The following is a 23,728-nucleotide window of genomic DNA, read 5'->3' on the forward strand; positions in this document are numbered from 1 at the left end:
AGCAGAACCGTCCGAGCCGATCGTCGCAGGTGCCGATGAAGAACGTTGTGTCTCGCGCGATATGGCGCAACGAGAGGAGTCTGCGGATGGCGCACAACGCGAGCGGCGCTCGGGGCGTGCTCGACCGACTGCAGCAACTAGCCCACATCACCGAGGATCTCTGTCTCGGTTCCCAGCTCGCTGGGGGCCGGAACAACAGCGTCTTCGACGTTCTCGGTGCCGCGGAGCCTTTGTGCATCAAGCTCTACAGTCCCCAGCGAATCGAGAACTTCTCTCGCGAGGCCGCAATGCTCGCTGTCCTGCAGAACTGGATGCCCCACAATGCTCCTCGTCTGTTGGCTGCGTCAAAATCCGACGCCGGTTTGCTGATGTCGAAGCTCCCCGGCAAACCGCTCGTCGGGCCGGACGTGAACGACGGCGTTGCGACTCAGATCCTCGAGGTGCTTGACACGCTGTACTCGGTGGACGTTCGAAGCGCTGGACTCCTTGAGGTGCCCTGGTCGGCTCAGAGCATGTACGAACGCGTCAACCTGATGATCCTCGATTCGGTCGGGGCGGATATCGCATCCGTATGGCGCAGAGGCGCCGAACGATTGGGGATCGTCGACCTCCTTTCGCCGGACTTTCGTCGCCCGTGCATTGGCAGGGGCGACCCGGCGCTCGACAACATTTTGTGGGACGGAGTCACAGTAGCTCTCGTCGATTTCGAGTACGGCGGAGCCACTGACGTTTCACACGAGGTGGCCGAATTCCTTGAGCACCCGCAGCAACGATCGCTGCCTACAAACTTCGGACCGAAATTGGTCAGCGAACTATTGAGCTCGGATGACGTTCCGGCTTTGATTGCATCGCGTTGGTTGCTTCGATCCTTTTGGACCGTTCGCTTGCAGGGTGCCGGTAGTGGCCCCCTCCTTCAACGGCTCGCGGAACTCGAACCGATCCTTGGTCGGCAACCAGGTTGAGCTTGAACCGCAAGACCTGGAGAGCGGCCTCCGCCGCGTCGGTGGGCGCGGTCGGCGACAATAGGGTGTGCACAATCTCGGACTCCTCTTCGACGTCGACGGGCCCATCGCCAGCCCGATCACCAGGACCATCAACATCCGGAGCATCGTCACCGACCTCGTCGCGATGACCGCCGCCGGGGTGCCGATCGCGTTCATCACGGGTCGCTCCGGGGACTTCATCCGGCACCAGGTGGTCAGGCCGCTGCGGGAGGCCGGTCTCGGTGACGCCCTGGAGGAGCACGGCGCGCGGATGTTCGGCGTATTCGAGAAGGGCGGCGCGTGGGCCGCCATCACCGGGGACGGGATGGGCGAGGTCACCGTCGACGAGTCCGTGGCGTTCGCGGCGGACGCGGTGGATGGCATCCGGAATCTGGTGCGCGAACGCTACGCAGACACCATGTTCTTCGACGAGACGAAGCGCGCCATGATCTCCGTCGAGCAGCGCACCGACGTGGATGCGGACACATACGCCGACGCGCAGGCCCGCTTCCAGGACGACGCGTTCGAGCTGCTCACCGGCCTCGGCATCGGCCTCAGCTATGGCGAGCGCACGGCGCAGGATGCGCAGGGCGAGCTGCCGTTCCGCATCGACCAGACGATCATCTCCACCGACATCGAGTCGGTGCTGCTCGACAAGGACCGCGGCGCCCAGCGCGCCATCGACTACTTCGCAGGGCTCGGCCCGCTGCCCCGCCGCTGGCGGTCGATCGGCGACTCCCGCAGCGACTACAAGATGGCCGACTACGTGCACGACGCCGGCTTCGACGTTGCCCACGTGGATGTTCGGCCGGCCGACGGCATCCTGGACCGGCCGTACGACGTGATCACCATCGGCGACGCGATCCACGACGACGCGGGGGCGGAGTTCCTGGCGCACTGGCGGCGGGAGCTGGGGCTCGCTTCGTCGTGAGGCACGGGCACGAAGGATCTCCGCCGGCTAGGTGATGCTGTTCACTCCGTGCGTGTAATCGAGGTCCGAGGTGATGCGCGTGATTCCGCGTTCGACCTGTTCGGCGACCAAACCTGCGAGGGTGGTGTTGCTGACGGTGGCTCCGCCCAAATTGAGAGCGAGCTCGACAGTGGTCGCTTCTGTGGCGACCCATCGGGTGGACCGCGTGACGGCGTTGTTTCCGTGAACGATCGGCGGGAGCATCGCGTTCAAGAGCTGGACCGCTGCCTCGTGCACGAAAGCGTCGATGTAGCTCATGGCGTCGTCCGTCGCGTCCTCGAACCCTTTGCCGACCCCTTCGATCAGCTCTGCCAGGTTCCGGTACGCGAGGTCGGCGTGGTTCGAGACGTAGTCGGGCACGCGTCATTTCCCTTTCATGGAGGTTTGGCCGTAGATCGACGCCCACTGCTCGTCCTGGTCGGCGGCGTTGAGAACGGCTGCGCTGATACCTTCGAAGAGTTTGTGCACGGTGTCGATGTGGTCGTCGATTCGCCGGTTCACGGCGTCGACGGCGTCCTCGTCGATGTTCTCGTACACACCGAGCCGGTGGGTTGCCACGCAGTTCTCGATGTCCGCCTCGGTGATGTACGGGAGGTCGAGTGCTGTGCGCTTGGCCTCGTCGAGGTCAAGCTGCATGCGCGGAATCAGCCCGCTGTTCGTCTCCTTCACCTTCGTCAGCAGTTCGTCCGTTCTGAGGATCGTGGCCGCAAGTGCCGTCGCCGCCATCGTGTCCACCGCCACCAGGAGGGCGGACACGGACCGCCCGACCGATGCGCCGACAGCCGGATTCTGCACCACCGTCAGGAGTCCTGCGAGTGCGGCGGCGGGGGCCGCGCGTACGCTCTCCGGAAGCGCACCCAACAGGTTCTCTGTGATCTCGAACGTGGAGCGTCCGTCGACGCCCGCGCCGGTGATGGCGCCGTCCGCGTCGAAGTGGAAACCCGTTTCAAGGTTGTGATAGTCCATGGCGGCCAGTCCGCGTTCGCCCGACACGTAGCTGGCCGCACCAGTCCCGTTGCCACGGACGTTGCCGATCACATCCCACTCATTCACGAAGTTGCGGAACGGGTTGGTGCCCGCGGCAATCTGTTCCCGCAGCCAGTTCTGCGATTCGCGGGACATCGCGTCCCACGGATCGGGTGCGTTGAACGTCGTCGCTGACCAGTGCAGTTCTCCCGCGACGTACAGTGCGAGATAACCGCCCAGCGAGTGCCCGACCGTGGAGAACGTCGCATCGGGATACTGCTCCCGCACCTCTGCTCGGATGCTCTCGGCGTAGGCCAGAGCCTGACCTGCCTGCGTCGCGGTGGCGGTCTCCCCACCGATCACAATCTGCGCATCCGCGCTGATGTCCGCATGGTGCCCCGGATTCGTCCCCGCGAACGACACACACACGTGCGAGAAGTCGGGAAGCCCATCGACAAGCGGCGCGACGGCGATGGCCTGGAGACCGGTCACTGGATCACTGACCGGATCAGAGATCACCACGTACCGCGGATCTCCGGCAGGAAATTCTGCTCCCTTCGCTGCCGGAGGTTTCCTCCACAAGGGGTCTACGTCATATGCGGCCTTTGCGATGCGCGCGAAGTCTTCCTCTGTAGTCACTGGAACACCTCTGACGTGCCATCGCTGTAAATCACAGTCACCCCTGTCGCGCCAGGCGCATCCGGTGCTATCGAAGGCAAGCCGTCTCCGATTGACATGAAAGTCCCGAGGATTTCGTTGTACTTTCTTCCCGCAACGGTGACGATCGCATTCGCTCCCCACGAACCAGAGCCGTCGACGCTCCCCCTGTCGGTGTACTCGATCACCTCCAGTGCGGGATTGGGATATTCCTCCACGAACTTCACCGCGACTTTTCGCTGATTCGCCAAATCGGTCTGCATCTGTTTCGCCTTACCTACTCCGAACAGCGAGCAACCACTGAGGCCGACGCTGACGCCGACGGCAATCGCGATGGCGGTGAGCAGCGCTGTGACTCTACGATTTGCCCGTTGCACCATTCGCTAAACGCTATCGGTCAGGGCTCTGAAATTACAATGTCGAATTTCAACGACGCGCCCGGCGACGCAGGCCGCTACTCTTCCTGCCGCCTGCGGAACGCGACCATGTTCATCCGGTTGCCGCAGCGCACACTGCAGAAGCGCTTCGAGCCGTTGCGGGACAGGTCGAGCAGCAGGCCGGTGCAGTCGTCGGCGGCGCAGACGCGGAGGCGGCCCGTCTCGCCGGAGCGGATGACGTCGACGAGGGCGAGCGCGACCTCGACCCTGATGCGTTCAGCGAGGGGCGCATCCTGTGCGGTGGCGTGCAGGTGCCAGTCGAAGCCGTCGTGGCGCATCAGGTACGGGCGCGCGTTCGCGTCGGCGAGCATGGCGTTGACCTCGGCCGCCGCGTCGTCGCGGGAGAGCGACCAGGTGCGGCGGAGGCGCTCGCGGGTCTCGTGGACCTCGCGCAGTTCGGCGGCGTTCCTGTCGATGCGGCCGGAGTACTGCTGGGCGATCACGAAGTCGGCGACCTGGTCGGCGGTCGCCAGCTCGTCCTCTCCGCTGCGGGATGCGCTCGGCACCGTGTTGCAGAGGGCGACGGCGAAGACCAGAGCATCCTCGGTGTCAGGGGCAAAATGCAAGTTGACTCCTTATTCGCGACAAGACTAGCGTCAGGAGCATCATCCATCTAGACCCTGACCAGGATTCGCCATGAAGCGCAGCCAGACCTCGCTCGGACTTCTCATCGCCGTCATCTCCGCGGCCACCTTCGGACTGTCCGGCGCGTTCGTGAAACCGCTGCTCGAGTCCGGCTGGAGCCCGGCCGCCGCCGTCACGGTGCGCGCACTGACCGGTGGCATCGTGCTCGCGCCCGTCGCGGTCCTGCTGCTGCGCGGGCGCTGGTCCGCACTCTGGCGCGGACGCTGGCGGGTGCTCGGGATGGGGCTGGTGGGCGTGGCCGCGACGCAACTGCTCTACTTCGCCGCCATCCAGCGCATCCCGGTCAGCACCGCGATCCTGATCGAGTACATCGCGCCCCTCCTGCTGGTCGCTCTCGCCTGGGCGCGGACCAGGCGGGCGCCGAAAGCGGTGGTCATCATCGGCTCGATCGTGGCCGTCAGCGGACTTGTCATGGTGGTCTCGCCGGACGGCTCCGGCGGCATCGACCCTCTCGGCCTGGCGCTCGCCATCGCCGCGATGGTCGGCTGCGCGGCCTTCTACCTGATCGCCGCGCGTCCGAGCGACGGGCTTCCGCCTGTGGCCCTCGCATCGACCGGGCTGCTGATCGGCGGCGTCGCCCTCGGGGCTGTCGGCGCGACGGGCCTCGTGCCGTTCCAGGTGAGCTTCTCCCCCGTGCAGTTGTTCGGCCAGCAGACGCCGTGGTGGATCCCCATCCTGGTGATCGGGGTCTTCGCCACGGCCATCGCGTACGCCGCCAGCATCACGGCCACCGAGATTCTCGGTTCCCGTCTGGCGTCGTTCACCGGCCTGCTCGAAGTGGTGGCGGCGACGTTCTACGCCTGGCTGCTGCTCGGCGAGAGCCTGGGACTGCTGCAGTTCATCGGTGGCGCACTGATCCTGGTGGGGATCGGGTTCGTGCGCTCGGAGAGGACGGAGGCCGAGCAGGTGGCGGTCGCTGAGGCGCCGACCCACCCGCTCGGCCAGACGATTCAGGTGGCCCAGACGACTCAGGTGGCCCGGCCGACTCAGGTGGCCCAGCCGACTCAGCCGGCGGCGAGCTCCAGCGCCGTATCCGCCCGCTCTGCGCTGCCGTCGGAGAGGCCGCGGTCGATCGAGCGACGGTAGGCCAGCCAGAGCACGATCCCGACGAGGAACACGATGCCCTCGGTGACCGTCAGCGCCCAGATGATCCCAGGCAGGCCGAACCAGAGGTTGCCGAGCAGCACGATCGGGATGAACAGCACGCCCTGCGTCACGGACATCACGGTCGCAGCCAGCGCCTTGCCCGTCGCCTGGAAAAGCGAGGTGATCAGACCGGCGAAGCCGTTCGCGATCATCGCCACGAGCTGCGCCGTGAGGATGCTCACCCCGATCGCCAGGACCGCGCGGTCGGGCACGAACGCTGTGAACACCTGGTCGCGGAAGACGAAGACGAGCACCGAGAACAGCACCCCGACGCCGCCGACCACGACCCCGGATGCGCGGAGCGCCGAGAACAGGCGCGCCCTGTCGCCCTTGCCGTACGCATAGGCGAGCAGCGGGAGAACGCCGAGCGTGACGCCCATCAGGAGGAACTCGGGAACCTGCGCGATCCGCACCGCGACGCCCATCGCGGCCAGCGGGCCGTCGCCGTACGCCGCGGCCAGGTTGTTGAGCACCAGCGAGGTCACGATCAGGAACGACGCCTGCAGCAGTTCGCCGACACCGACACCGAAGACCGGCTTCAGCACGGACGGCGACAGGGTGAACCAGCGCGGCGCGAGGCTGACGTTCTCACTGTTGCGCTGCAGCCAGACGACGAAGTAGATCACGACGCCGAGGTTCGACAGGCCCATCGCGAGCGCGGCGCCCGCGACGCCCCAGTGCAGCATCAGGATGAACAGCACATCGAAGAGGAGGTTCGCGATCGTGGAGCCGATGAGGCCGATCATGACCTGACGGGATGCGCCCTCCGCCCTGACCAGTTGCTCAAGACAGAACGCCGCGGCGAGCACGGGCACGAAGGCGAGCATGACGGCGACGTATGCGCTGGTCGCGGGGACCGCTGACGCATCCGCGCCGAGCAGGGTCACCAGCGGGTTCAGCAGGAGCAGGCCGACGGCGCCGAGGACCACCCCGGCGATCACGGCGCCCCAGACGGCGAACGACGAGACGTGCTTGATCTGGGCCGCCTTCTCCGGCTCGTGCTCTGCCGCGCCGAGCAGCCGCGAGATGAGGGCACCGCCGCCGACGCCGAACACGCCGCCGACCGCCATGACGAGACCCAGGATGGGCGTGCCGAAGGTGACGGCGGCGAGGAGCGCGTTGTCGTGGAGCGAGCCGATGAAGCCCGCGTTGATGACGTTGTAGACGGCGCCGACGATCATCGCCGCCGCCATCGGCACGCACAGGTGCACGAGGGCGCGGACGATGGGCGCCGAGGAGAGGTACCAGCGGTTGCTGCCGACAGCGTCGGCGGTGGTTTCGGGAGTCGTGGTGTTCATGACTGCTCCTTTCCGGGCAGGGTGGAGCGCGCGCCGACGAGACGTCGGAGCGACGGTGGGAAGAGGGGATGCTGCCGGGCGGCGTGCCGGGGTTACCGGGTGGGGCGGGGCAGGACGGAGGTGATCTTGGTGAGCAGGGCGAACAGCGTTGCCCGCTCGTCCTCGTCCAGCGGGGCGAGGATGGTCTCGTCGGCGGCGGCCATGGCCTCCTCGAAACCGGCGATGAGGGCGGCGCCCTCTGCCGTGGCGTAGACGCGCTTGCTGCGCTCATTGCCGTTCTCGGTGCGGCGCTCGATGAGACCACGCTTCTCGAGCCCCTGCAGAAGGCTCGAGACGCTTGCCGCACTCGTGCGGGTCAACTGCGCGATGTCGCGCTGGATGGCACCGGGGTTCTGTTCGAGAAAGCCGAGCGCGAAGGCCTGCTCGTGGGTGAGCTCGCGTGCGCGAATCCACTCATCGCCGGCCTGACGCTGCGCCCAGCCGATCCACCTGACCAACTGGAGGCTGCTCTCGAACATGCTGTCTGGTGCTTCCATGATCAGAACTCTAACTGTTTGAGTTCTAACTGTCAAGCATCAAAGTGTTTGGTGTTGCGATCCCGAGTAGCGTCGTGCCATGACTGTCCCCACCGACGACGAAATCGTCGTCACCGACGGCCGGGCGTCCACGACGAGCCGTCTCTACCACTGGTTCCTCGACCACCTCGCGAAGTTCCCCGGCCGCGTGACGGCCGTGACGTTCGCCGCGGGAGCGGTGGTGACCGTGGCTGTCGTCCTGATCGACGGAGACGGCGACGCGACCACGATCGTCTCCCTCATCGCGACGCTGTGGGCGCTGTTCTTCGCGGTCATGATCTACCTGCTGACAGCCCGCGACACCGACAAGGTCCTCGACCAGATCGCCGACCTCCACGAGCAGCTCGCCACCGCGCTCGCTGCGCCGGAGGAGGAGGAAGAGGAGAGGCCGGAGGAGGAGGCGCCGCAGGAAACGGACGCGGAGACGACGGAGGAGCCCTCGCTCCCGGAGCCGCCAGGGCACGAGCGCCCGGCGGCCCCGGCAGCACGCCCCGTCCGGCCCGGCCAGCGCGCGCATCCACAGCCCCGGCTGCTCGAAGGCGAGGCCGCGATCGTGGCTGCGGTGCCAGGCGAACTCCTCGCGGCCTGGACCTCCGCCACCGGAAAGGCCCGCGACGCCCTCTCCCGCGCCTGGACCCGCGACCCGCGCTCCGGTCAGCAGTGGGTGCTGGAGACCGCGGACCACCAGCGCTGGGTCGTCTTCTCACGAGGCGCACGAGGCGTCGGCGTCATCCCCCTCGATGCGACCAGTCGCGCTCGCCTGCGCCGCTCACGCGGGGCCTGAGCTCTGCCCGCCCGATCAACCACAGCACGTCGCGACCGAACGACTCCAGCAACAGGAGCAGCGACGCCCCGACGAGCACCGCATCCACTCCCGGCAGCAGCCCGGAGGCGGCGAGCGCCAGGGCGATCCCCGCCGCCGCTGTCACCACCTTGCGCCAGTAGCGGTATGGAAGCTGCCTGCGCATCCACGGGACGGCCCAGCCGACCATCACGAAGAGGTAGCGCATGGCGCCGATCGCGAGCACCCAGAGCCCCAGGCTTCCCGCGACGTATGCGCTGAGCACCAGCAGGAGGAACGCATCCACCTCCATGTCGAAGCGGGCGCCGAGTTCGCTCGCCGATCCCGTGCTGCGGGCGACCCAGCCGTCCACAGCGTCGAGCGCGAGAGCGGGCACCACCAGCGCGATGAGCAGCCAGACGGGGATTGCGGCGAAGGCCGACGCGACGACGAGGCCGGTGACCGCGCCGACGAGCGACGAGCGGAGCGAGGTGACGATGTTCGCCTCGCCGAAGCGGGAGGCGCCGCGCCGCCGGAGCCCGGCGATGAGCAGCGCGTTCGAGACGACCAGGTAGGTCGCGGTGGCGATCCATCCCAGCGCCGGGAGCGGCGTGATCGCGTCGGCGACGGCGCAGGCGACGAGCGCGAGCACCGCGCCGAGCACGGCCCATCCGGCTGCTACCCATCCGGCTGCGACTCGTTGAACCCTTTTCACGTGCGCCTCGTGTCTTCCCTGTATGGCACCTGTTCGTTAACACGCCACGCGCGCACAGATGGTTCATCGAGGAGGGGACGTGGTGGAGGCAACCGCATTCTGGACCGAACGTCCTGGCTCCGGGTCGCTGCGGAGCGAGCCCGTCGCAGAGCCAGGCGACGGCGACGTGCTCGTGCGCACGCTGCACACCGCCGTGAGCAAGGGCACCGAGTCGACGGTGTTCGGCGGCCACGTGCCGGTGAGTGAGTACGACAGGATGCGCGCCCCGCTCCAGGACGGCGACTTCCCGTGGCCGGTGAAGTACGGCTACCTGAACGTCGGCACCGTGGAGCACGGACCGTCCGGCCTCCGGGGCCGCCTGGTGTTCACGCTGTTCCCGCACCAGTCGGCGTTCGTGGTGCCGGCCGATGCGGTCGTGCCCGTACCCGAGGGCGTGCCCGCCAGGAGGGCGGTGCTCGCCGGCGCCGTCGAGACCGCGGTGAACGTGCTGTGGGATGCGGCGCCGCTGCTGGGCGACAGGATCACGGTGGTGGGCGCCGGAATGATCGGCTGCAGCGTCGCCAGGCTCGCCCAGCGCATCCCCGGCGTCGAGGTCGTGCTGGTGGACGCCGACCCGTCGCGGCGCGCCGTCGCAGAACGGCTCGGAGTCGGCTTCGCCCTGCCGGAGGACGCTCCGCGCGACCGCGACCTGGTCGTCAACGCGAGCGGGTCGGAGGCGGGGCTGCGGCTCGCCCTGGAGACCGTCGTCGACGACGGCGAGGTGATCGAGGCGAGCTGGTACGGAGACCGCCCGGTCACCCTCACACTCGGCGCCGACTTCCACGTCAGGCGCCTCACCATCCGGTCGAGCCAGGTGGGAGCGGTCGCCCTTCGACGGCGAGCCAGGCGAACCACCCGCGACCGGCTGACGCTCGCCCTCGACCTCCTGCGCGACCCGGCGTTCGACGCACTGCTCACCTCCGCATCGTCGTGGCGGGAGCTCCCCCAGGTGCTGGCCGCGCTCGCCGAGGGTCGCACCGCCGACATCTGCCACACCATCGACTGGACGGACGCCTGATGCCATACACCGTGACCGTGCGGGACCACCTGATGATCGCGCACAGCTTCACCGGCGAGGTGTTCGGCCCCGCCCAGCGGCTGCACGGCGCCACGTTCGTCGTGGACGCCACGTTCGGCGCCGACGACGTGGATGCGGACGGCATCGTGGTCGACATCGGCCTGGCGACCGCTGCGCTCGGCGAGATCACCGGCTCGCTCACCTACCGCAACCTCGACGACGAGCCGGAGTTCGCCGGGACGAACACCACCACGGAGGTACTCTGCCGCGTCATCGCCGACCGGCTCGCCGCCCGCGCGGCCGACGGCGGGCTCGGCACGAACAGCATCGCCTCCGTCTCCGTCACCCTGCACGAGTCCCACATCGCGTGGGCGAGCTATTCGAGGCCGCTGTGAGCGCGCCCGCATTCTTCGCGGTCCCTGACGCTCTCGACGACCCGGAGCGCGTGAGCGGAGGGAACGTCTACGACAGGCGCGTCCGCGATGCGCTGCTCGCAGATGGCTGGGACATCAGAACCCTCCCGGTCGCGCAGACCGACGGCAGCCTGGCGCACACGCTCGGGCGGCTCCCTGACGACGCCGCGGTACTGATCGACGGCCTGCTCGTCGGCCGCGAACCGGCCGCGATCGTCGCGCACCGCCACCGCCTCCGGATGCTCGTGCTCGCCCACATGGTCGCTGCAGAGCTCGGCGACGACGAACGCGACGCCCTGCGATCGGCGGTGTGCATCATCGCGACGAGCAGGTGGACGCGCGCCGAACTCATCGCGCAGGACGCGGCCGACCCGCGGAGGATCGTGGTCGCCCACCCGGGAACCGACGCCGCGGACGCCACCGTGCCGTCCGCATCCGGCTCCCGGCTGCTCTGCGTCGCCGCCGTCGCAGCGCACAAGGGACAGGACCTGCTGGTGACGGCGCTCGCCGGTGCGGCCGACATCGACGGCTGGTCGTGCACGTTCGCCGGGTCGCTCGCGACGGAGCCGGAGTTCGCTGCCGCCGTGCGGGCTGTGGCCGTCGCGGGCGGGATCGCCGACCGGGTCGCGTTCCGCGGCGTGCTCACCGGCCGCGCGCTCAGGGAGACGTACGCCGCGGCCGACCTGGCGGTGCTGCCGTCCCGCAGCGAGAGCTACGGGATGGCGGTGGCCGATGCCCTGGCACACGGCATCCCGGTGCTGACGACCGGGGTCGGAGGCATCTCCGAGGCCGTCGGGGACGGCCGTGCCGCGATGATCGTGCCGCCGGACGACCCGTGGGCGCTGGGGCTCGTGCTGCGCCAGTGGTGGGCGGACCCTGCGCGACGACAGGGGTTGCGCGCGGCTGCGATGGATGCGCGGGGCTCGCAACCGAGCTGGGCCGCCGCCACGCAGGCGGTGGCGGCTGCGCTCTCGGCGGCGGCCCATGCTCCTGTGCCGCCCGCGAGGACAGGAGCGGAGGTGCGATCGTGAGCGACATCCTCGACGTCAGCAGCGACTGGCTGGCACTCCGCGAGGCCGAGGACGGGCGGGCGCGTTCCGGAGACCTCGCACTGGCCATCCCTCCGCTGCTCGGCGACGGCCCGCACACGGTGCACGATCTCGGCAGCGGCACCGGCTCGATGATGCGCTGGCTCGCTCCCCTGCTGCCCGGCGGCCAGACCTGGGTGCTCCACGACTGGAACGCGAACCTCACCGACCGCGCGCTCGACGCGCCTCCCCCGCTCGACCGCGACGACCGCCCCGTGCGCATCCGCACCAGGGTCGGGGAGCTCGACCGCCTCGGCGCCGACGACCTCCGCGGGGCCTCCCTGGTGACGGCCTCCGCGCTGCTCGACGTGCTCACCGCGGCGGAGGCGCACGCCATCGTGGATGCGTGCATCCGGGTGGGAGCGCCGGCGTTCGTCTCGCTCAGCGTGACCGGCGAGGTCGAGCTGCGGCCCTGGGATGCGCTGGACAAGCGCGCGAGCGACGCCTTCAATGCGCACCAGCGCCGGGAGGTGCACGGCAGGAGGCTCCTCGGACGCTACGGCGGTCCGATCGTGCGCGGCCTGTTCGAGCAGGCGGGCTGGAACGTGCGGCAGGCCCGCACGAGCTGGCGCCTCGACGACAGCGAGCCGCAGCTCCTGCGCGAGTGGTTCGACGGCTGGGTCGACGCTGCGGCGGAGCAGTCCCCCGAACTCGGCGACGCGCTGGCCGGTTACCGGGCGTCGCGGCACGAGCAGCTCGACCGCGGCGAGCTCTCCGCCGTGGTCTACCACCTCGATGTGCTGGCGTGGCCACGCTGATGGCTGAGATCGTCGCATCCGCGGTCGCGCCCGCATCCGCGCCAGCGCCACGGCGTCGCCCGGTCGGCGGACGGTGGCGCGCGCCCGTGCCGGCCGTCGTGCGCTCGCGGTGGTTCGGCGTGACCACCCGCGCGATCGTGGGAGCGGGCGTGCTCGCCGCCATCGTCGCGCACGTCGGCACCGGACCGTTCCTGCACGGCCTGCAGAGCCTCGACGTGGCAACGGTGGGGGCGGCGATCGTGCTCGCCGCCGTGGCGACGGCGGCGGCGGCCTGGCGGTGGGTTGTGATCGCGCGCCGCCTGGGCGTCGGCCTGCCGTGGACGCGTGCCGTCGGAATGTACTATCGGTCGCAGTTCCTCAACACCGTGCTGCCCGGCGGGGTGGTCGGCGACGTGCACAGGGCCGTCGACCACGGCCGCAGCGCGGAGAGCCTCGGCATGGCGGCACGCGCCGTCGCGGTGGAGCGCACGGTCGGTCAGGCGGTGCAGGTCGTGATCACCCTGCTGGTGATCGTCGCCGGGGGCGCGGGATTCGGCGGCGCGGCGTTCGGCGGCGCGGCGTTCGGCGGCGTCGTCCTGCCCGCGCTCGGCATCGGAGCCGCCGTGCTCCTGATGGCCGCCGCCATCGCTGCCGTCGCGAGCGCCAGAGTGCGGAATGTGCTCCGGCGGGAAGCGGCGGAGCTTCGTGTCGGCCTCGGGTCGCCGTGGGCAGCCGCGCAGGCGGTGGGCGCATCCATCGTCGTCTGCTGCTGCCACATCATCACGTTCGCCATCGCCACAGCGGCGGTCGGCGCCGATGTGCCTCCGCTGCGGATGCTCACGCTCGCGGTCGTCGTGCTGCTCGCGGCGGCCATCCCGCTCAACCTCGGCGGATGGGGTCCCCGCGAGGGGGCCGCGGGCTGGGCGTTCGCCGTCGCCGGATTCGGCACAGCGGCCGGGGTCTCCGCGGCCACGCTGTTCGGCGTGCTCGCGATCGTCTCGCTGGTGCCCGGCGTGTTCGCGGTCGCGCTCGCCGCCATCGTCCAGAGGAGGAAACGACCGTGACAGCCACCCCGTACGTCACTCTGAGCTGCGCCGTCTCTCTCGACGGGTACCTCGACACGGCGCGTCCACCGAGGCTCGCCCTCTCCAACGCGGAGGACTTCGACCGGGTCGACCAGGTGCGGGCGGACAGCGACGCGATCCTGGTCGGCGCGCGCACGATCCGCCTCGACAACCCGCGGCTGCTCGTCCGCAGTGCGGCGCGCCAGGGTCGGCGCACGGAGTCGGGGCTCTGGCATTCGCCGTGGAAGGTGACCGTCACCGCCTCCGGCGACCTCGACCCCCGCTCGGCCTTCTTCACCGAAGGAGACACGACCAAGCTCGTCTACTGCCCGCGCGGGGAGGAGCGGCGCATCCGGAGACGGCTGGGCAGCGCGGCCCACGTCGTCGCCCTGGGCGACGAGGTGCGGATGGCCGACCTGCTGTCCGACCTCCGCGACCGCGGCGTGCTGCGGCTCATGGTCGAAGGCGGGGGGACGACGCTCACGCAGTTCCTCGCTGACGAGCTGGCCGACGAACTGCAGCTCGCGATCGCACCCGTCTTCGTCGGCGACAGGCGCGCGCCGCGGTTCGTCGGCGACGCCCTGTTCCCGTGGACCGGAGAGCGCAGAGCGGCCCTGGCGGAGACGCGCACGATCGGGGACGTGGTGCTGCTGCGGTATGCGCTGTCCAGCCGGTTCGAGCAATCCGCGCGGGCGGACCGGGCGGCCGAGGTCGTGTCTGCAACTCCGGGGAGGCGATGATGCCCCGCCCGCGCCGTCGCACCGCGACGACCAGGACGGTCCTCTCCGCCATCACCCTGTTCATCGCATCCCTCGCTCCCGGGCTGATCGCATCCTGGTCGCCGCTCGCGCTCCTGCGCATCCCCCTCGATGCCGTGGTCGCCCTGGTGGTGCTCGTCCTCCTCCCCTGGCGCGCTGCCCGCCGGATCGTCGCCGTGCTCACCGCGACACTCGTCGTGCTCTCGATCCTCGGCGCCGCCCTCGACCGCGCGTTCACCACCACGGTCGGCCGCACGTTCGACGTGGTGACCGGCTGGCCGGAGCTGTCCGACGGCTACGGGGTGGTGAGCGACTCCACCGGTCCCGTCCTCGCTGTGCTCCTGGTCGTGCTGTTCGGCATCGCCGCCATCGCAGCGACCGTCGCCGTCGCGGCGTCGCTCCTGCACCTGGCCGCCGTCCTCGGACGGCGTCGAGCGCCCACCCTGATCGGCGCCTCCGCCGTCGCCGCGGGCTGGCTCGCGCTCGCGCTCGTCGGCGCCCAGCTCGTGCCCGGCCAGCCGGTGGCCGCAGCCGACACACTCTCCGAGACCGCCGCGAAGGTCGACCAGGCCGCCGCCGCGGAGCGCGACCAGGCCGCGTTCGACCGGGCGGGCGCGACGGACCCGTATGCGCAACTCCCCGCATCCGATCTGCTCACCGGGCTGAAAGGGAAGGACGTCATCATCGCGTTCGTGGAGAGCTACGGGCAGGTGGCGGTGCAGGGCACACCGTTCTCCTCCGGGGTGGATGCGGTGCTCCGCCACGGCGACACGCAACTCGCGTCGCACGGGTACTCCGAACGCAGCGCCTTCCTCACCTCGTCGACGTTCGGCGGCATCAGTTGGCTCGCGCACGCGACCCTGCAGACCGGCCTGTGGGTCGACTCGCAGCAGAAGTACGATCAGGTCACCTCCGGTCAGCGGCTCACCCTCAGCGACGCCTTCCGCCGCGCAGGCTGGCGCACCATCAGCGACGTCCCCTCCGACACCAAGCCATGGCCGGTCGGCAGCTCGTTCTACCACTACGGCACGCAGCTCAACGCGACCAACGTGGGATACAAGGGACCGAAGTTCAGCTATGCCAGGGTGCCGGACCAGTACACGCTCGCCTACTTCCAGCAGCACGAACTCGCCCGGCCGCACGCCCCGCTGATGGCCGAGATCGACTTCGTCTCGTCGCACACCCCGTGGACACCGCTCCCGCATCCGGTGCCGTGGGACGCCATCGGCGACGGCTCGATCTACGACCCCCAGCCCGCGCAGGGCCTCCCGCCGAGCACCGTCTGGCAGAGCCAGCAGCACGTGCAGGAGCTCTACGGCCAGTCGATCCAATACACGATGGGCTCGCTGGTCTCGTTCCTCACCACATTCGACGACCCCAACCTCGTGATGGTCGTCCTCGGCGACCACCAGCCCGCGAGCGTCGTCAGCGGCGCCGGCGCCAACCACGAGGTGCCCGTGAGCATCATCGCCAAAGACCCCGCCGTCACCCAGCGCATCTCCTCGTGGGGCTGGCAGCCGTCCATGCTTCCGTCGCCCACGGCGCCGGTCTGGCGGATGGATGCGTTCCGCAACCGGTTCCTCTCGGCATACGGGGGATGAACGCGTGAACCTCCGGCGCATCCACTTCGTGTTCTCCCCGTGGTCCCCATCCACCAGCACCCACCGGAAGCAGGTACACCCATGAACGACAGCGGCTCGGCCCTCAGGGTCCTGCGCATCATCAGCGCGATCGTGCTCCTCGTGATCGCCGCCATCCACATCTTCCTGATCTTCGACGGCGTCGGCGGCCTGCTCGGCGTGCTCTTCGTGCTGAACGGCATCGCCGGCATCGTCCTGGCACTCGGGATGCTCTTCTTCCGCGGCAGACTCCTCACGCTCGCGACCGTGCTCAGCCTGCTCTTCGTGATCGCGAGCCTCGCCGCGCTGCTGCTCGCGCTGACCGTGGGGCTGTTCGGCATCACCGAGTCGTGGGACTTCACGCTCGTGCCGGAGACGGTGATCGTGGAGGCGATCGGGGTGGTGGTGCTCGCGCTGACGACCGCGAGCGCACTGCGCCCACTGCGCCGCTAGGCGGGCGCACGAGTCGTGCACATCGCGCGGTGCGGCGGTCGGGCACCGCACGATTCGCACGAGCTGACGGGGGCCTCCACCGATCGGCGCCCGGTTCCAGCCGACTGGTTGATCCGCGGCGCGCTCCCGCTCGCGACGCTGGAGACATGACAAACGCACACACCGTCACCTCGTCCACCGTCCCTCCGGAGGCCGCGGCAGCCCGCCGCGCGGCCTTCCTTCCCGTCCTCGTTCTCCTGGCCGCGTTCACCGCGGTCAGCCTGGCGATGCTCGGCGTGCTCATCGCGCAGAGCGCCATGGGGATCGCCGTCGACACCGCCGTCTGGATCCGCTGCTCGCTGGTGTTCGCCAGCGGAGTCGTGATGCTGCTGATCGCACGCAGCGCATCGCGCGGGTCGCGTGCCGCGTGGGTGCGCATCCGCATCATCAGCCCGATCGTGCTGGTCGCCGTGATCGTCATCGTGTCGATCCCCGGCTTCCTGCCGGACTGGGTGCGGATCGAGCAGGCGCTGTGCGGACTGCTCGTGCTGCCTGCGGCGATCCTGCTCAACCGGCCGCGCATGGGGCGGCACTTCCCGCAGAGCGCGTAGGGTCTGCCTATGATCGATCCGCGCTGGCGGACCGTGCTCGCGGTCGCCCCGTATCTGGTGCTCGCGATGCTCGTCGCGTTCGCACTCGGGATGCAGTGGCCCGACCCTCGGCACCTCGTCCCGGAGCTCGCGCTCTGCGTCCTCTATGCGGCGCTGGTGCTTGTGCTGCGCGACCTGCCGACGCCGTGGCGCGGACGCCCGGCGGCGATCGCGGTGCTGATGCCGTGCCTCATCCTGATCAACCTGGCGCTCGTGCTGTACCAGGGCTGGTTCGCGTTCCTCACGATCTCCACGTTCTCGATCGCGTACTCGCTCGTGCCGTGGCCGTGGGAACTCGTCGCGGTCGGTGCCACCGCTGTCGTCGCGGGGCTGGCGCAGGCGTCGAGCTTCAGCGAGAACGCGGCGGGCACGATCGGCCGGGTGCTCGTGGTGGCGCTCAACGTCGTGGCGATGTGCGGGCTCTCCTGGGGGCTGCGGCTGTCGCAGCAGCAGCTCGAGGTGACGGCCACCGAAGCGGAACGGGCACGCCTCGCGCGGGAGATCCACGACACGCTCGCGCAGGGTTTCGCCGGGATCGTGACCCAACTGCAAGCCGCAGAGCACGCCGCAGACGACGCGGCCCGCGGCCGGCACACCGACGCCGCCCTCGCGCTCGCCCGCGACGGCCTCGCCGAGGCACGACGCTCTGTGCAGGCTCTGCGGCCCGCCGCCCTCGACGCCGCTGGGCTGCCGGAAGCCATCCGCGAGACGGCACGGCGCTGGTCGCGGCGCACGGGCATCCCGGTGGATGTGCGCACGACGGGTGCCGCCCGCCCGCTGGCAGTGGATGCGGAGGTCGCGCTCCTGCGCACAGCCCAGGAAGCCCTCGCCAACGTCGAACGCCACGCGGATGCGCAGAGCGTCGCGCTCACCCTCGCGCACGACCAGCGCGGGGTGCGGCTGGAAGTGCGCGACGACGGCCGCGGGTTCGACGCGGAGCCGCGGCTCGGCGGGGCTGGGAGCGCGGGCGCGGGGAGCGCGGGCGACGCGAGCGCGGGCGACGCGGGCGCGGCAGAGACCGCAGACCCCGGCGGCGGCTACGGCCTCATCGCCATGCGGGAGCGCATCACCGCCGTCGCGGGCGAACTGATCGTCGACTCGCATCCCGGCCGCGGCACCTCCATCCGAGCAGAGGTGCCCCGATGACCCCCGTGCGGCTGCTCGTGGTTGACGACCATCCCGTGGTGAGGGATGGCATCGTCGGCATGGTGTCCTCCGACCAGGACATCGAGGTCGTGGGCGAGGCGTCGGACGGCGCAGAGGCGGTCCGCCTCGCCCGCTCGCTGCAGCCGGACGTCGTGCTCATGGATCTCCGAATGCCGGGAACGGACGGCGTCAGCGCGATCCGCGAGCTCCGGCGCCTCGGCGTGCCCAGCCGGATCGTCGTCCTCACCACCTACGACTCGGACGCGGACGTGCTTCCGGCGATCGAGGCCGGAGCAACCGGCTACCTGCTCAAAGACGTGCCGCGCGACGACCTGGTCCGCGCCGTCCACGCCGCAGCGAACGGTCACTCGTCGCTGGCGCCGTCCGTCGCATCCCGGCTGGTCGACCGCGTGCGCACCCCGGAGGCGAGCCTGCTCACCCCGCGCGAGCTGCAGGTGCTCGCCCTGGTGGCCGACGGCGCCACCAACCGCGAGGCGGGCGTGGGGATGCACGTGAGCGAGGCGACCGTGAAGACCCACCTCCTCAGCGTCTACGGCAAGCTCGGCGTCGGCGACAGGGCGGCGGCGGTGGCGGAAGGGTTCAGGCGGGGGCTGCTGTAGCCCCTAACCGTCCGACGCACACCGGAACCCGATGTGCGTCGTCGCCGAGTCCTCCGACTCCGGGGAGCGCGCCGCGGGGCGGTAGCGGAGGCAGTAGTCGGGCGAGCACAGGTGGGAGCCGCCTTTCAGCACCCGGCGCGGGATGCCGGAGCCCGGTTCTGCGCTGCCCGGGGCGAGGAGGCTCGGGCGGGCGCCCGCATCCACTGCTGCCGCGGCCGAATCGGGCGGAAGGTGACGGGGCGTGTAGTAGTCGGTGGTCCACTCCCAGACGTTGCCTGTCGTGTCGAAGAGGCCGTAGCCGTTGGCGGGGAACGTCATCACCGGGGAGGTTCCCACAAAACCGGATGCTCCCGTGTTGCTGTACGGGAAGCTGCCCTGCCAGCGGTTGACCATCAGCGCGCCGCCAGGCCGTTCGTCGTCTCCCCAGGAGAAGCGCGCCCCGTCGAGGCCGCCGCGGGCGGCGTACTCGAACTCGGCCTCGGTCGGCAGGCGGCGGCCTGCCCAGGCCGCGTATGCGGACGCGTCCTCAAAGCTCACCTGAACCACGGGATGCGCGGGGCGGGAGACGACGGCGTCGAACTCCCCCGGGCCGAACGGGAAGCGCCAGTACGCCCCTGCGCCCCAGCGCCACCACTGCCGCCAGTCCCGCAGGTCCACCGGGCCTGAGGTCGGCGTGAACACCATCCCGCCCGGCACGAGGTCGGCGGGGTCGGCTCCGGGGAAATCGGCGGGGTCGAGCGGGCGCTCGGCCACCGTGACGTAACCGGTGTCCGCGACGAACGCGGCGAACTGCTCGTTCGTCACCGGGTGCGCGTCGAGGAGGAACGCGTCCACCGTGCGCAAGTGCACCGGCTGCTCGTCCGGGTAGAACTCGGCGGAGCCCATCCGGAACGAGCCGGCGGGGATCGGCACCATCGTCGTCGGATGCGCGCTCACCGTCGGTTCGGGCATCCGGATGGGCTCCGTCCTGTTCAGTCGCGTGCCATCGCAGCCGCGTAGTGCGACTCGACGTCGATGTATGCGTCGTCCGCGATGTCGAAGACGACTTTCGTGATGGTACCGCCCTCGAACTCGAACCGGGAGCCGGTGTACTGGCTCGACACCGCATCCCCGCTGTCGTAGCCGATGCACAGGCCCTCTCCGCAGAGCGAGAAGTGACCGAGCACCGTGCGGATCTCCTGTTCGCCCACCTTCTGGTCGTCGATGTACAGCGCCAGCGGGCCGATGCCCTCGCGATGTTCGCCCATCCTCTGCTTCGTGAACTCCACGCCGATGATGTGCTTGCCCGGCCCGGGGACCGGCGCCGAGATCACATCCTCCGGCGGGATGCCGAGGAAGTTGTAGACGTAGTTCACCCGGCCGTCCTTGATGAACATGGCGTGGCCGCCGAACCGGGAGCCGTGGGCGAAGATGACGCCCTGGCTGTCCGGCGTGAGGTCGACCTCGGCGAGCACCTTGTACGAGACGCCGTGCGTGTTCGCCGCGGAGCGCTCCGGCACCTCCGACGTGTCGGGGTAGTACGTGTACTGCCCACTCGGCGGCACAGGCACCTTGAACTCCATGCCGACGAACGTCTCGAAGTCCTTGGCGTTGCCGATGATCTGGAGGTCGTTCAGCGGAAGGACGAAGTTGCGCTTCGCCTCCTCCAGCCACAGCGCCTTCAGCTCCTCCAGCCTGGCCGGGTCCTCTGCAGCGAGATCGTGCGCCTCCGACCGGTCGACGTCGGTGTGGAAGAGCTGCCAGGTGTCGTTCGCGAAACCGCTCATCCCACTGGTCGGGCCGTGCTCGGCGACAGCCTTCCATCCCTTGTGCCAGATGCCGCGGCTGCCGAGCATCTCGTAGTACTGCGTCTCCTTCGTCGTCGGCCCGTCGACCTCGGCGTTGAATGTGTACGTCATCGGCACGCCGTCCAGCGGGCGCTGCTCGACCCCGGCGTACGTGTCCGGCATCTCGACGCCGCAGACGTCCAGGATGGTCGCGACGATGTCGGTCGAGTGGTGGTACTGGTTGCGCACCTCCCCCTTCGCCGTGATCCCGGCAGGCCAGTGGATGACCAGGGGATCGCAGACACCGCCCTGGTACGTGTAGCGCTTGAACATCCGGTACGGGGTCGAGAACGCGGTCGCCCACCCGGTCGGATAGTGGTTGTAGGTGTTCGGCGAGCCGAGCTCGTCCACCATCGTCAGGTTCTGCTGCTCGTCGTCCGGGTAGCCGCCGAAGATCTTGCCCTCGTTGACCGACCCGTTCGGGCTGCCCTCACCGGATGCGCCGTTGTCCGCGCAGTAGATGATGAGCGTGTTCTCGAGCTGGCCGCTCTCCTCCAGGTAGTCGACGATGCGGCCCACCTGCGCGTCCGTGTACTCGGAGAACCCCGCGTACACCTCCGCCATCCGGGAGAACATCGCCTTCTCCTCGGCGTCGAGCTCCGCCCACGGCCGCACCTCGTCGGTCTGGGTGTACGTTCCGGGCGGCATCGGGTTGATCTCCGTCAGCTCGGTGCCCTCCGGCAGCAGGCCGCGCTCGATCATCCGGGGCAGCACCCACTCGCGGTAGGCCTCGTAGCCGTCGTCGAACACGCCCTTGTACTTGTCGATGTACTCCTGCGGAGCGTGGTGCGGTGCGTGGTTCGCGCCAGGGCAGAACCACAGGTACCAGGGCTTGTCCGGCTCGGTCTGCTTCACGTCGCGCAGCATCCGGAGCGCCTGGTCGGCGAGGTCCTTCGACAGGTGGTAGCCCTGCTCGGGAAGGTAGGGCTGGTCGATGTAGTGGTTGTCCTCGGCGAGGGACGGGAACCAGTTGTTGGTCTCTCCACCGATGAAGCCGTAGAAGCGGTCGAAGCCCTGCGCCAACGGCCAGTTCTTCTTGGATGCGCCCGCCGTCCACTCGTCGATCGGCACGTTGTGGTTCTTGCCGACCCAGAAGGTGGCCCAACCCGCATCCCTGAGCACGTTCGCCATCGTCGCGTTCGACGGCGGGATGTGCGAGTTGTAGCCGGGGAATCCGGTGCTCGACTCTGAGATGGTCGCGAAGCCGTTCGCGTGGTGGTTGCGCCCGGTGAGCAGAGTGGAACGCGTCGGAGAGCACAGGGCCGTCGTGTGCCACTGGGAGTATGTCAGGCCGCCCGCGGCGAGCCTGTCCATCGTCGGCATCTGGATGCGCCCTCCGTACGGCGACCACGCCGCCTGCCCGGTGTCGTCGTAGAGCACCAGCAGCACGTTCGGAGACCCCTCTCTGGCCTTCGGCGGGAGGAACGCCTCCCAGTCCGCCTCCGAGTCGCGCACATCGAGTTCGATCTTGCCTTGGAATTCTCTTGCCACAGCCGTACCCCTGTCTTCGTACCCCACGATTCAGCCGGATTCAGGTCGAATCTAGCGCCGCGTGTTCGTCCGCGTATAGGGGTGTGAACAGCGACTCCCCGCACCACTGAATCCGAGTCGATATCCGGCAAACGGATGCGGTTTCCACTGCAGAAGCACCCGAACTGCTCCGTAATCCTCCGTCACCGATTCGGATTTCGTCGCGGATGGGCTTACGATGACACGTCTTGCCTGCAGCAAAGGAGCTCGCGTGTCATCCACTTCAGCACCCACCGCGTTGCGACGATCGCTCGGCCTGTGGGCGATCGTCGGTCTCGGCCTCGGCTACATGACTCCGATGACCGTGTTCGACACCTTCGGCATCGTGACCGGCGAGACGAACGGCGTCGTCCCCTCCGCCTACCTGTTCGCGCTCGTCGCAATGGTCTTCACCGCCGTGAGCTACGGCCGGATGACCAGGGTATTCCCCTCGGCGGGGTCCGCGTACACCTACGCGTCGGAGACCATCCACCCGAACGTCGGCTTCCTGGTGGGCTGGTCGTCGCTGCTCGACTACCTGCTGCTTCCGCTCGTGAACGCCCTCATCGTTCGTCTCTACCTGGAGTCGTTCTTCCCACAGGTGCCCGGCTGGATCTGGGTGGTCGGCTATGTCGCCGCCATCACGGCGATGAACCTGTTCAGCATGTCGTCCACTTCGCGCGTCAACGGCATCCTCGTGGTCTTCCAGATCGTCCTGATCGGGGTGTTCGTGGCGCTCACCTGGACCGCGCTGAACTCGGGCGCCGGAAACGGGACCGCGTTCAGCCTGACGCCGCTGTTCCACTCCGGCGTGCACCTGGCCGCGGTGATCGGCGGCGCCACGGTCGTCTGCTTCTCGTTCATCGGCTTCGACGCCATCACCATGTACACCGAGGAGGCCAAGGACGCCAGAACGGTTCCGAGGGCGATCGTGCTGGCGCTGATGATCGGCGGCGCGATCTTCTTCACCGCCGCCTGGTTCGCGCAGTCGCGCTTCCCCACCCTCGCCGGCTTCCACTTCACCGACGACACGCTCCCCGAGATCGCGCTCAAGACCGGCGGCCTGCTCTTCCAGATCCTGTTCATCTCGGCCGCGGTCGCCGCAGCGGTCGCCTCCAGCCTGGCGTCGCACGCGAGCGTGTCGCGCATGATCTACGTGATGGCGAGGAACGGCAACGGACGACTCTCGCGGGGTCTGTCGTACATCCACCCCCGCTTCCGCACCCCGGCGACCGCCGTGTTGCTGGTCGGCGCGGTGTCGCTGCTCGCGGCGGCGTTCACGCTGGAGTTCGTGTCGTCGATGATCAACTTCGGCGCGCTGATCGCGTTCACGGTCGTGAACGCGACCGTGATCATCCACTTCGCGATCCGGCGCGGCGAGCGGCACGGCGCCAGGCAGATCCTGCGCAACATCGTGCTCCCGGCGATCGGGATGGTGCTCACCGGCGTGCTCTGGGCCAATCTCCACGTGGATGCGCTGACGTACGGCCTGATCTGGCTGACGGTCGGGATCATCACGCTGCTCGTCGTCACCCGCGCCTTCCGGAGGCGCCTCGGCGTGAAGCTGGAGGAGGACGGCGAAGCGGCCATCATCACCCGCGAGGGCGCACCGCACCCCTAGACGCGCATCGCCGGG

At 69.3% G+C, this 23,728-nt stretch carries 25 protein-coding genes; 16 read left to right on the plus strand and 9 right to left on the minus strand.

Annotated elements, in window-relative coordinates; all coding sequences use genetic code 11:
• Positions 1-86: 86 nt before the first annotated feature.
• Entirely contained in the window at positions 87-962 is an 876-nt protein-coding gene (locus ACYVGI_RS18220) for an aminoglycoside phosphotransferase family protein (protein ID WP_460633992.1), read from the plus strand.
• Positions 963-1,029: 67 nt separating this feature from the next.
• A complete protein-coding gene (locus tag ACYVGI_RS18225; protein ID WP_460633993.1) occupies positions 1,030-1,914 on the plus strand; it encodes a hypothetical protein in 885 nt (294 codons plus the stop codon).
• A gap of 27 nt (positions 1,915-1,941) precedes the next feature.
• Here ACYVGI_RS18225 and ACYVGI_RS18230 read toward each other — a convergent pair whose 3' ends face one another.
• The 4 genes from ACYVGI_RS18230 to ACYVGI_RS18245 all read right to left on the minus strand — a co-directional run bounded on the left by ACYVGI_RS18230 (position 1,942) and on the right by ACYVGI_RS18245 (position 4,579).
• Positions 1,942-2,313, minus strand: a complete 372-nt coding sequence (locus ACYVGI_RS18230; RefSeq protein WP_460633994.1) for a hypothetical protein — start codon at positions 2,311-2,313, stop codon at positions 1,942-1,944.
• A 3-nt stretch (positions 2,314-2,316) separates the two neighbouring features.
• On the minus strand, positions 2,317-3,411 hold the full coding sequence (locus ACYVGI_RS18235; RefSeq protein ID WP_460633995.1) for a hypothetical protein: 1,095 nt from the start codon (positions 3,409-3,411) through the stop codon (positions 2,317-2,319).
• A gap of 143 nt (positions 3,412-3,554) precedes the next feature.
• Positions 3,555-3,956 (minus strand): hypothetical protein, encoded by a 402-nt coding sequence (locus ACYVGI_RS18240; RefSeq protein ID WP_460633996.1) that lies wholly within the window; start codon positions 3,954-3,956, stop codon positions 3,555-3,557.
• A 74-nt stretch (positions 3,957-4,030) separates the two neighbouring features.
• Positions 4,031-4,579 carry a CGNR zinc finger domain-containing protein gene (locus ACYVGI_RS18245; protein ID WP_460633997.1) on the minus strand — a complete coding sequence of 183 codons (549 nt, stop codon included), beginning with the start codon at positions 4,577-4,579 and terminating at the stop codon, positions 4,031-4,033.
• Positions 4,580-4,649: 70 nt separating this feature from the next.
• Here ACYVGI_RS18245 and ACYVGI_RS18250 point away from each other — a divergent pair, with 70 nt between their 5' ends.
• Positions 4,650-5,744, plus strand: coding sequence for a DMT family transporter (locus ACYVGI_RS18250; RefSeq protein ID WP_460633998.1), 1,095 nt, complete (start codon positions 4,650-4,652; stop codon positions 5,742-5,744).
• On the opposite strand, the gene ACYVGI_RS18255 is transcribed toward ACYVGI_RS18250, so the two are convergent.
• Both ACYVGI_RS18255 and ACYVGI_RS18260 read right to left on the minus strand, forming a co-directional pair.
• Positions 5,663-7,102: an MATE family efflux transporter gene (locus tag ACYVGI_RS18255; RefSeq protein WP_460633999.1), complete on the minus strand. Its 1,440-nt coding sequence runs from the start codon at positions 7,100-7,102 to the stop codon at positions 5,663-5,665. The genes ACYVGI_RS18250 and ACYVGI_RS18255 overlap by 82 nt on opposite strands.
• Positions 7,103-7,194: 92 nt before the next feature.
• Positions 7,195-7,638 carry a MarR family winged helix-turn-helix transcriptional regulator gene (locus ACYVGI_RS18260; protein ID WP_460634000.1) on the minus strand — a complete coding sequence of 148 codons (444 nt, stop codon included), beginning with the start codon at positions 7,636-7,638 and terminating at the stop codon, positions 7,195-7,197.
• Positions 7,639-7,717: 79 nt separating this feature from the next.
• Between ACYVGI_RS18260 and ACYVGI_RS18265 the strand changes: the two genes are divergently transcribed.
• The gene (locus tag ACYVGI_RS18265) at positions 7,718-8,461 is read left to right on the plus strand and encodes a hypothetical protein (protein WP_460634001.1); all 744 of its coding nucleotides are present in this window, start codon (positions 7,718-7,720) and stop codon (positions 8,459-8,461) included.
• Here ACYVGI_RS18265 and ACYVGI_RS18270 read toward each other — a convergent pair.
• Positions 8,406-9,122, minus strand: coding sequence for a CDP-alcohol phosphatidyltransferase family protein (locus ACYVGI_RS18270; protein WP_460634002.1), 717 nt, complete (start codon positions 9,120-9,122; stop codon positions 8,406-8,408). The two genes, ACYVGI_RS18265 and ACYVGI_RS18270, sit on opposite strands and share 56 nt — an antisense overlap.
• Before the next feature lie 130 nt (positions 9,123-9,252).
• Here ACYVGI_RS18270 and ACYVGI_RS18275 point away from each other — a divergent pair, with 130 nt between their 5' ends.
• From ACYVGI_RS18275 to ACYVGI_RS18325, 11 genes are all read left to right on the plus strand, one after another.
• Complete coding sequence (locus ACYVGI_RS18275) at positions 9,253-10,230, plus strand: zinc-dependent alcohol dehydrogenase (protein WP_460634003.1); 978 nt, start codon at positions 9,253-9,255, stop codon at positions 10,228-10,230.
• Positions 10,230-10,625, plus strand: coding sequence for a 6-pyruvoyl trahydropterin synthase family protein (locus ACYVGI_RS18280; protein WP_460634004.1), 396 nt, complete (start codon positions 10,230-10,232; stop codon positions 10,623-10,625). Before ACYVGI_RS18275 ends, ACYVGI_RS18280 begins: the two co-directional genes overlap by 1 nt.
• Complete coding sequence (locus ACYVGI_RS18285) at positions 10,622-11,674, plus strand: glycosyltransferase family 4 protein (protein ID WP_460634005.1); 1,053 nt, start codon at positions 10,622-10,624, stop codon at positions 11,672-11,674. The genes ACYVGI_RS18280 and ACYVGI_RS18285 overlap by 4 nt, the downstream gene beginning before the upstream one ends.
• Positions 11,671-12,489, plus strand: a complete 819-nt coding sequence (locus ACYVGI_RS18290; RefSeq protein ID WP_460634006.1) for an SAM-dependent methyltransferase — start codon at positions 11,671-11,673, stop codon at positions 12,487-12,489. The genes ACYVGI_RS18285 and ACYVGI_RS18290 overlap by 4 nt, the downstream gene beginning before the upstream one ends.
• The gene (locus tag ACYVGI_RS18295) at positions 12,489-13,532 is read left to right on the plus strand and encodes a lysylphosphatidylglycerol synthase transmembrane domain-containing protein (RefSeq protein ID WP_460634007.1); all 1,044 of its coding nucleotides are present in this window, start codon (positions 12,489-12,491) and stop codon (positions 13,530-13,532) included. The genes ACYVGI_RS18290 and ACYVGI_RS18295 overlap by 1 nt, the downstream gene beginning before the upstream one ends.
• Complete coding sequence (locus ACYVGI_RS18300) at positions 13,529-14,272, plus strand: RibD family protein (RefSeq protein WP_460634008.1); 744 nt, start codon at positions 13,529-13,531, stop codon at positions 14,270-14,272. Before ACYVGI_RS18295 ends, ACYVGI_RS18300 begins: the two co-directional genes overlap by 4 nt.
• Positions 14,272-15,891, plus strand: a complete 1,620-nt coding sequence (locus tag ACYVGI_RS18305) for a CDP-alcohol phosphatidyltransferase (RefSeq protein ID WP_460634009.1) — start codon at positions 14,272-14,274, stop codon at positions 15,889-15,891. The genes ACYVGI_RS18300 and ACYVGI_RS18305 overlap by 1 nt, the downstream gene beginning before the upstream one ends.
• Positions 15,892-15,972: 81 nt before the next feature.
• Entirely contained in the window at positions 15,973-16,362 is a 390-nt protein-coding gene (locus ACYVGI_RS18310) for a hypothetical protein (protein WP_460634010.1), read from the plus strand.
• Between the two features lie 146 nt (positions 16,363-16,508).
• Positions 16,509-16,952 carry a hypothetical protein gene (locus ACYVGI_RS18315; protein ID WP_460634011.1) on the plus strand — a complete coding sequence of 148 codons (444 nt, stop codon included), beginning with the start codon at positions 16,509-16,511 and terminating at the stop codon, positions 16,950-16,952.
• Positions 16,953-16,961: 9 nt separating this feature from the next.
• Positions 16,962-18,137, plus strand: coding sequence for a sensor histidine kinase (locus ACYVGI_RS18320; RefSeq protein WP_460634012.1), 1,176 nt, complete (start codon positions 16,962-16,964; stop codon positions 18,135-18,137).
• On the plus strand, positions 18,134-18,757 hold the full coding sequence (locus ACYVGI_RS18325) for a response regulator (RefSeq protein ID WP_460634013.1): 624 nt from the start codon (positions 18,134-18,136) through the stop codon (positions 18,755-18,757). Before ACYVGI_RS18320 ends, ACYVGI_RS18325 begins: the two co-directional genes overlap by 4 nt.
• A 3-nt stretch (positions 18,758-18,760) precedes the next feature.
• On the opposite strand, the gene ACYVGI_RS18330 is transcribed toward ACYVGI_RS18325, so the two are convergent.
• Positions 18,761-19,708 carry a formylglycine-generating enzyme family protein gene (locus ACYVGI_RS18330; RefSeq protein ID WP_460634014.1) on the minus strand — a complete coding sequence of 316 codons (948 nt, stop codon included), beginning with the start codon at positions 19,706-19,708 and terminating at the stop codon, positions 18,761-18,763.
• Positions 19,709-19,728: 20 nt separating this feature from the next.
• Positions 19,729-22,074 carry an arylsulfatase gene (locus ACYVGI_RS18335; protein ID WP_460634015.1) on the minus strand — a complete coding sequence of 782 codons (2,346 nt, stop codon included), beginning with the start codon at positions 22,072-22,074 and terminating at the stop codon, positions 19,729-19,731.
• A 250-nt stretch (positions 22,075-22,324) separates the two neighbouring features.
• Here ACYVGI_RS18335 and ACYVGI_RS18340 point away from each other — a divergent pair, with 250 nt between their 5' ends.
• Positions 22,325-23,713, plus strand: coding sequence for an APC family permease (locus tag ACYVGI_RS18340; RefSeq protein WP_460634016.1), 1,389 nt, complete (start codon positions 22,325-22,327; stop codon positions 23,711-23,713).
• Positions 23,714-23,728: the final 15 nt, after the last annotated feature.

The sequence above is a fragment of the Leifsonia lichenia genome (genome assembly GCF_054780215.1).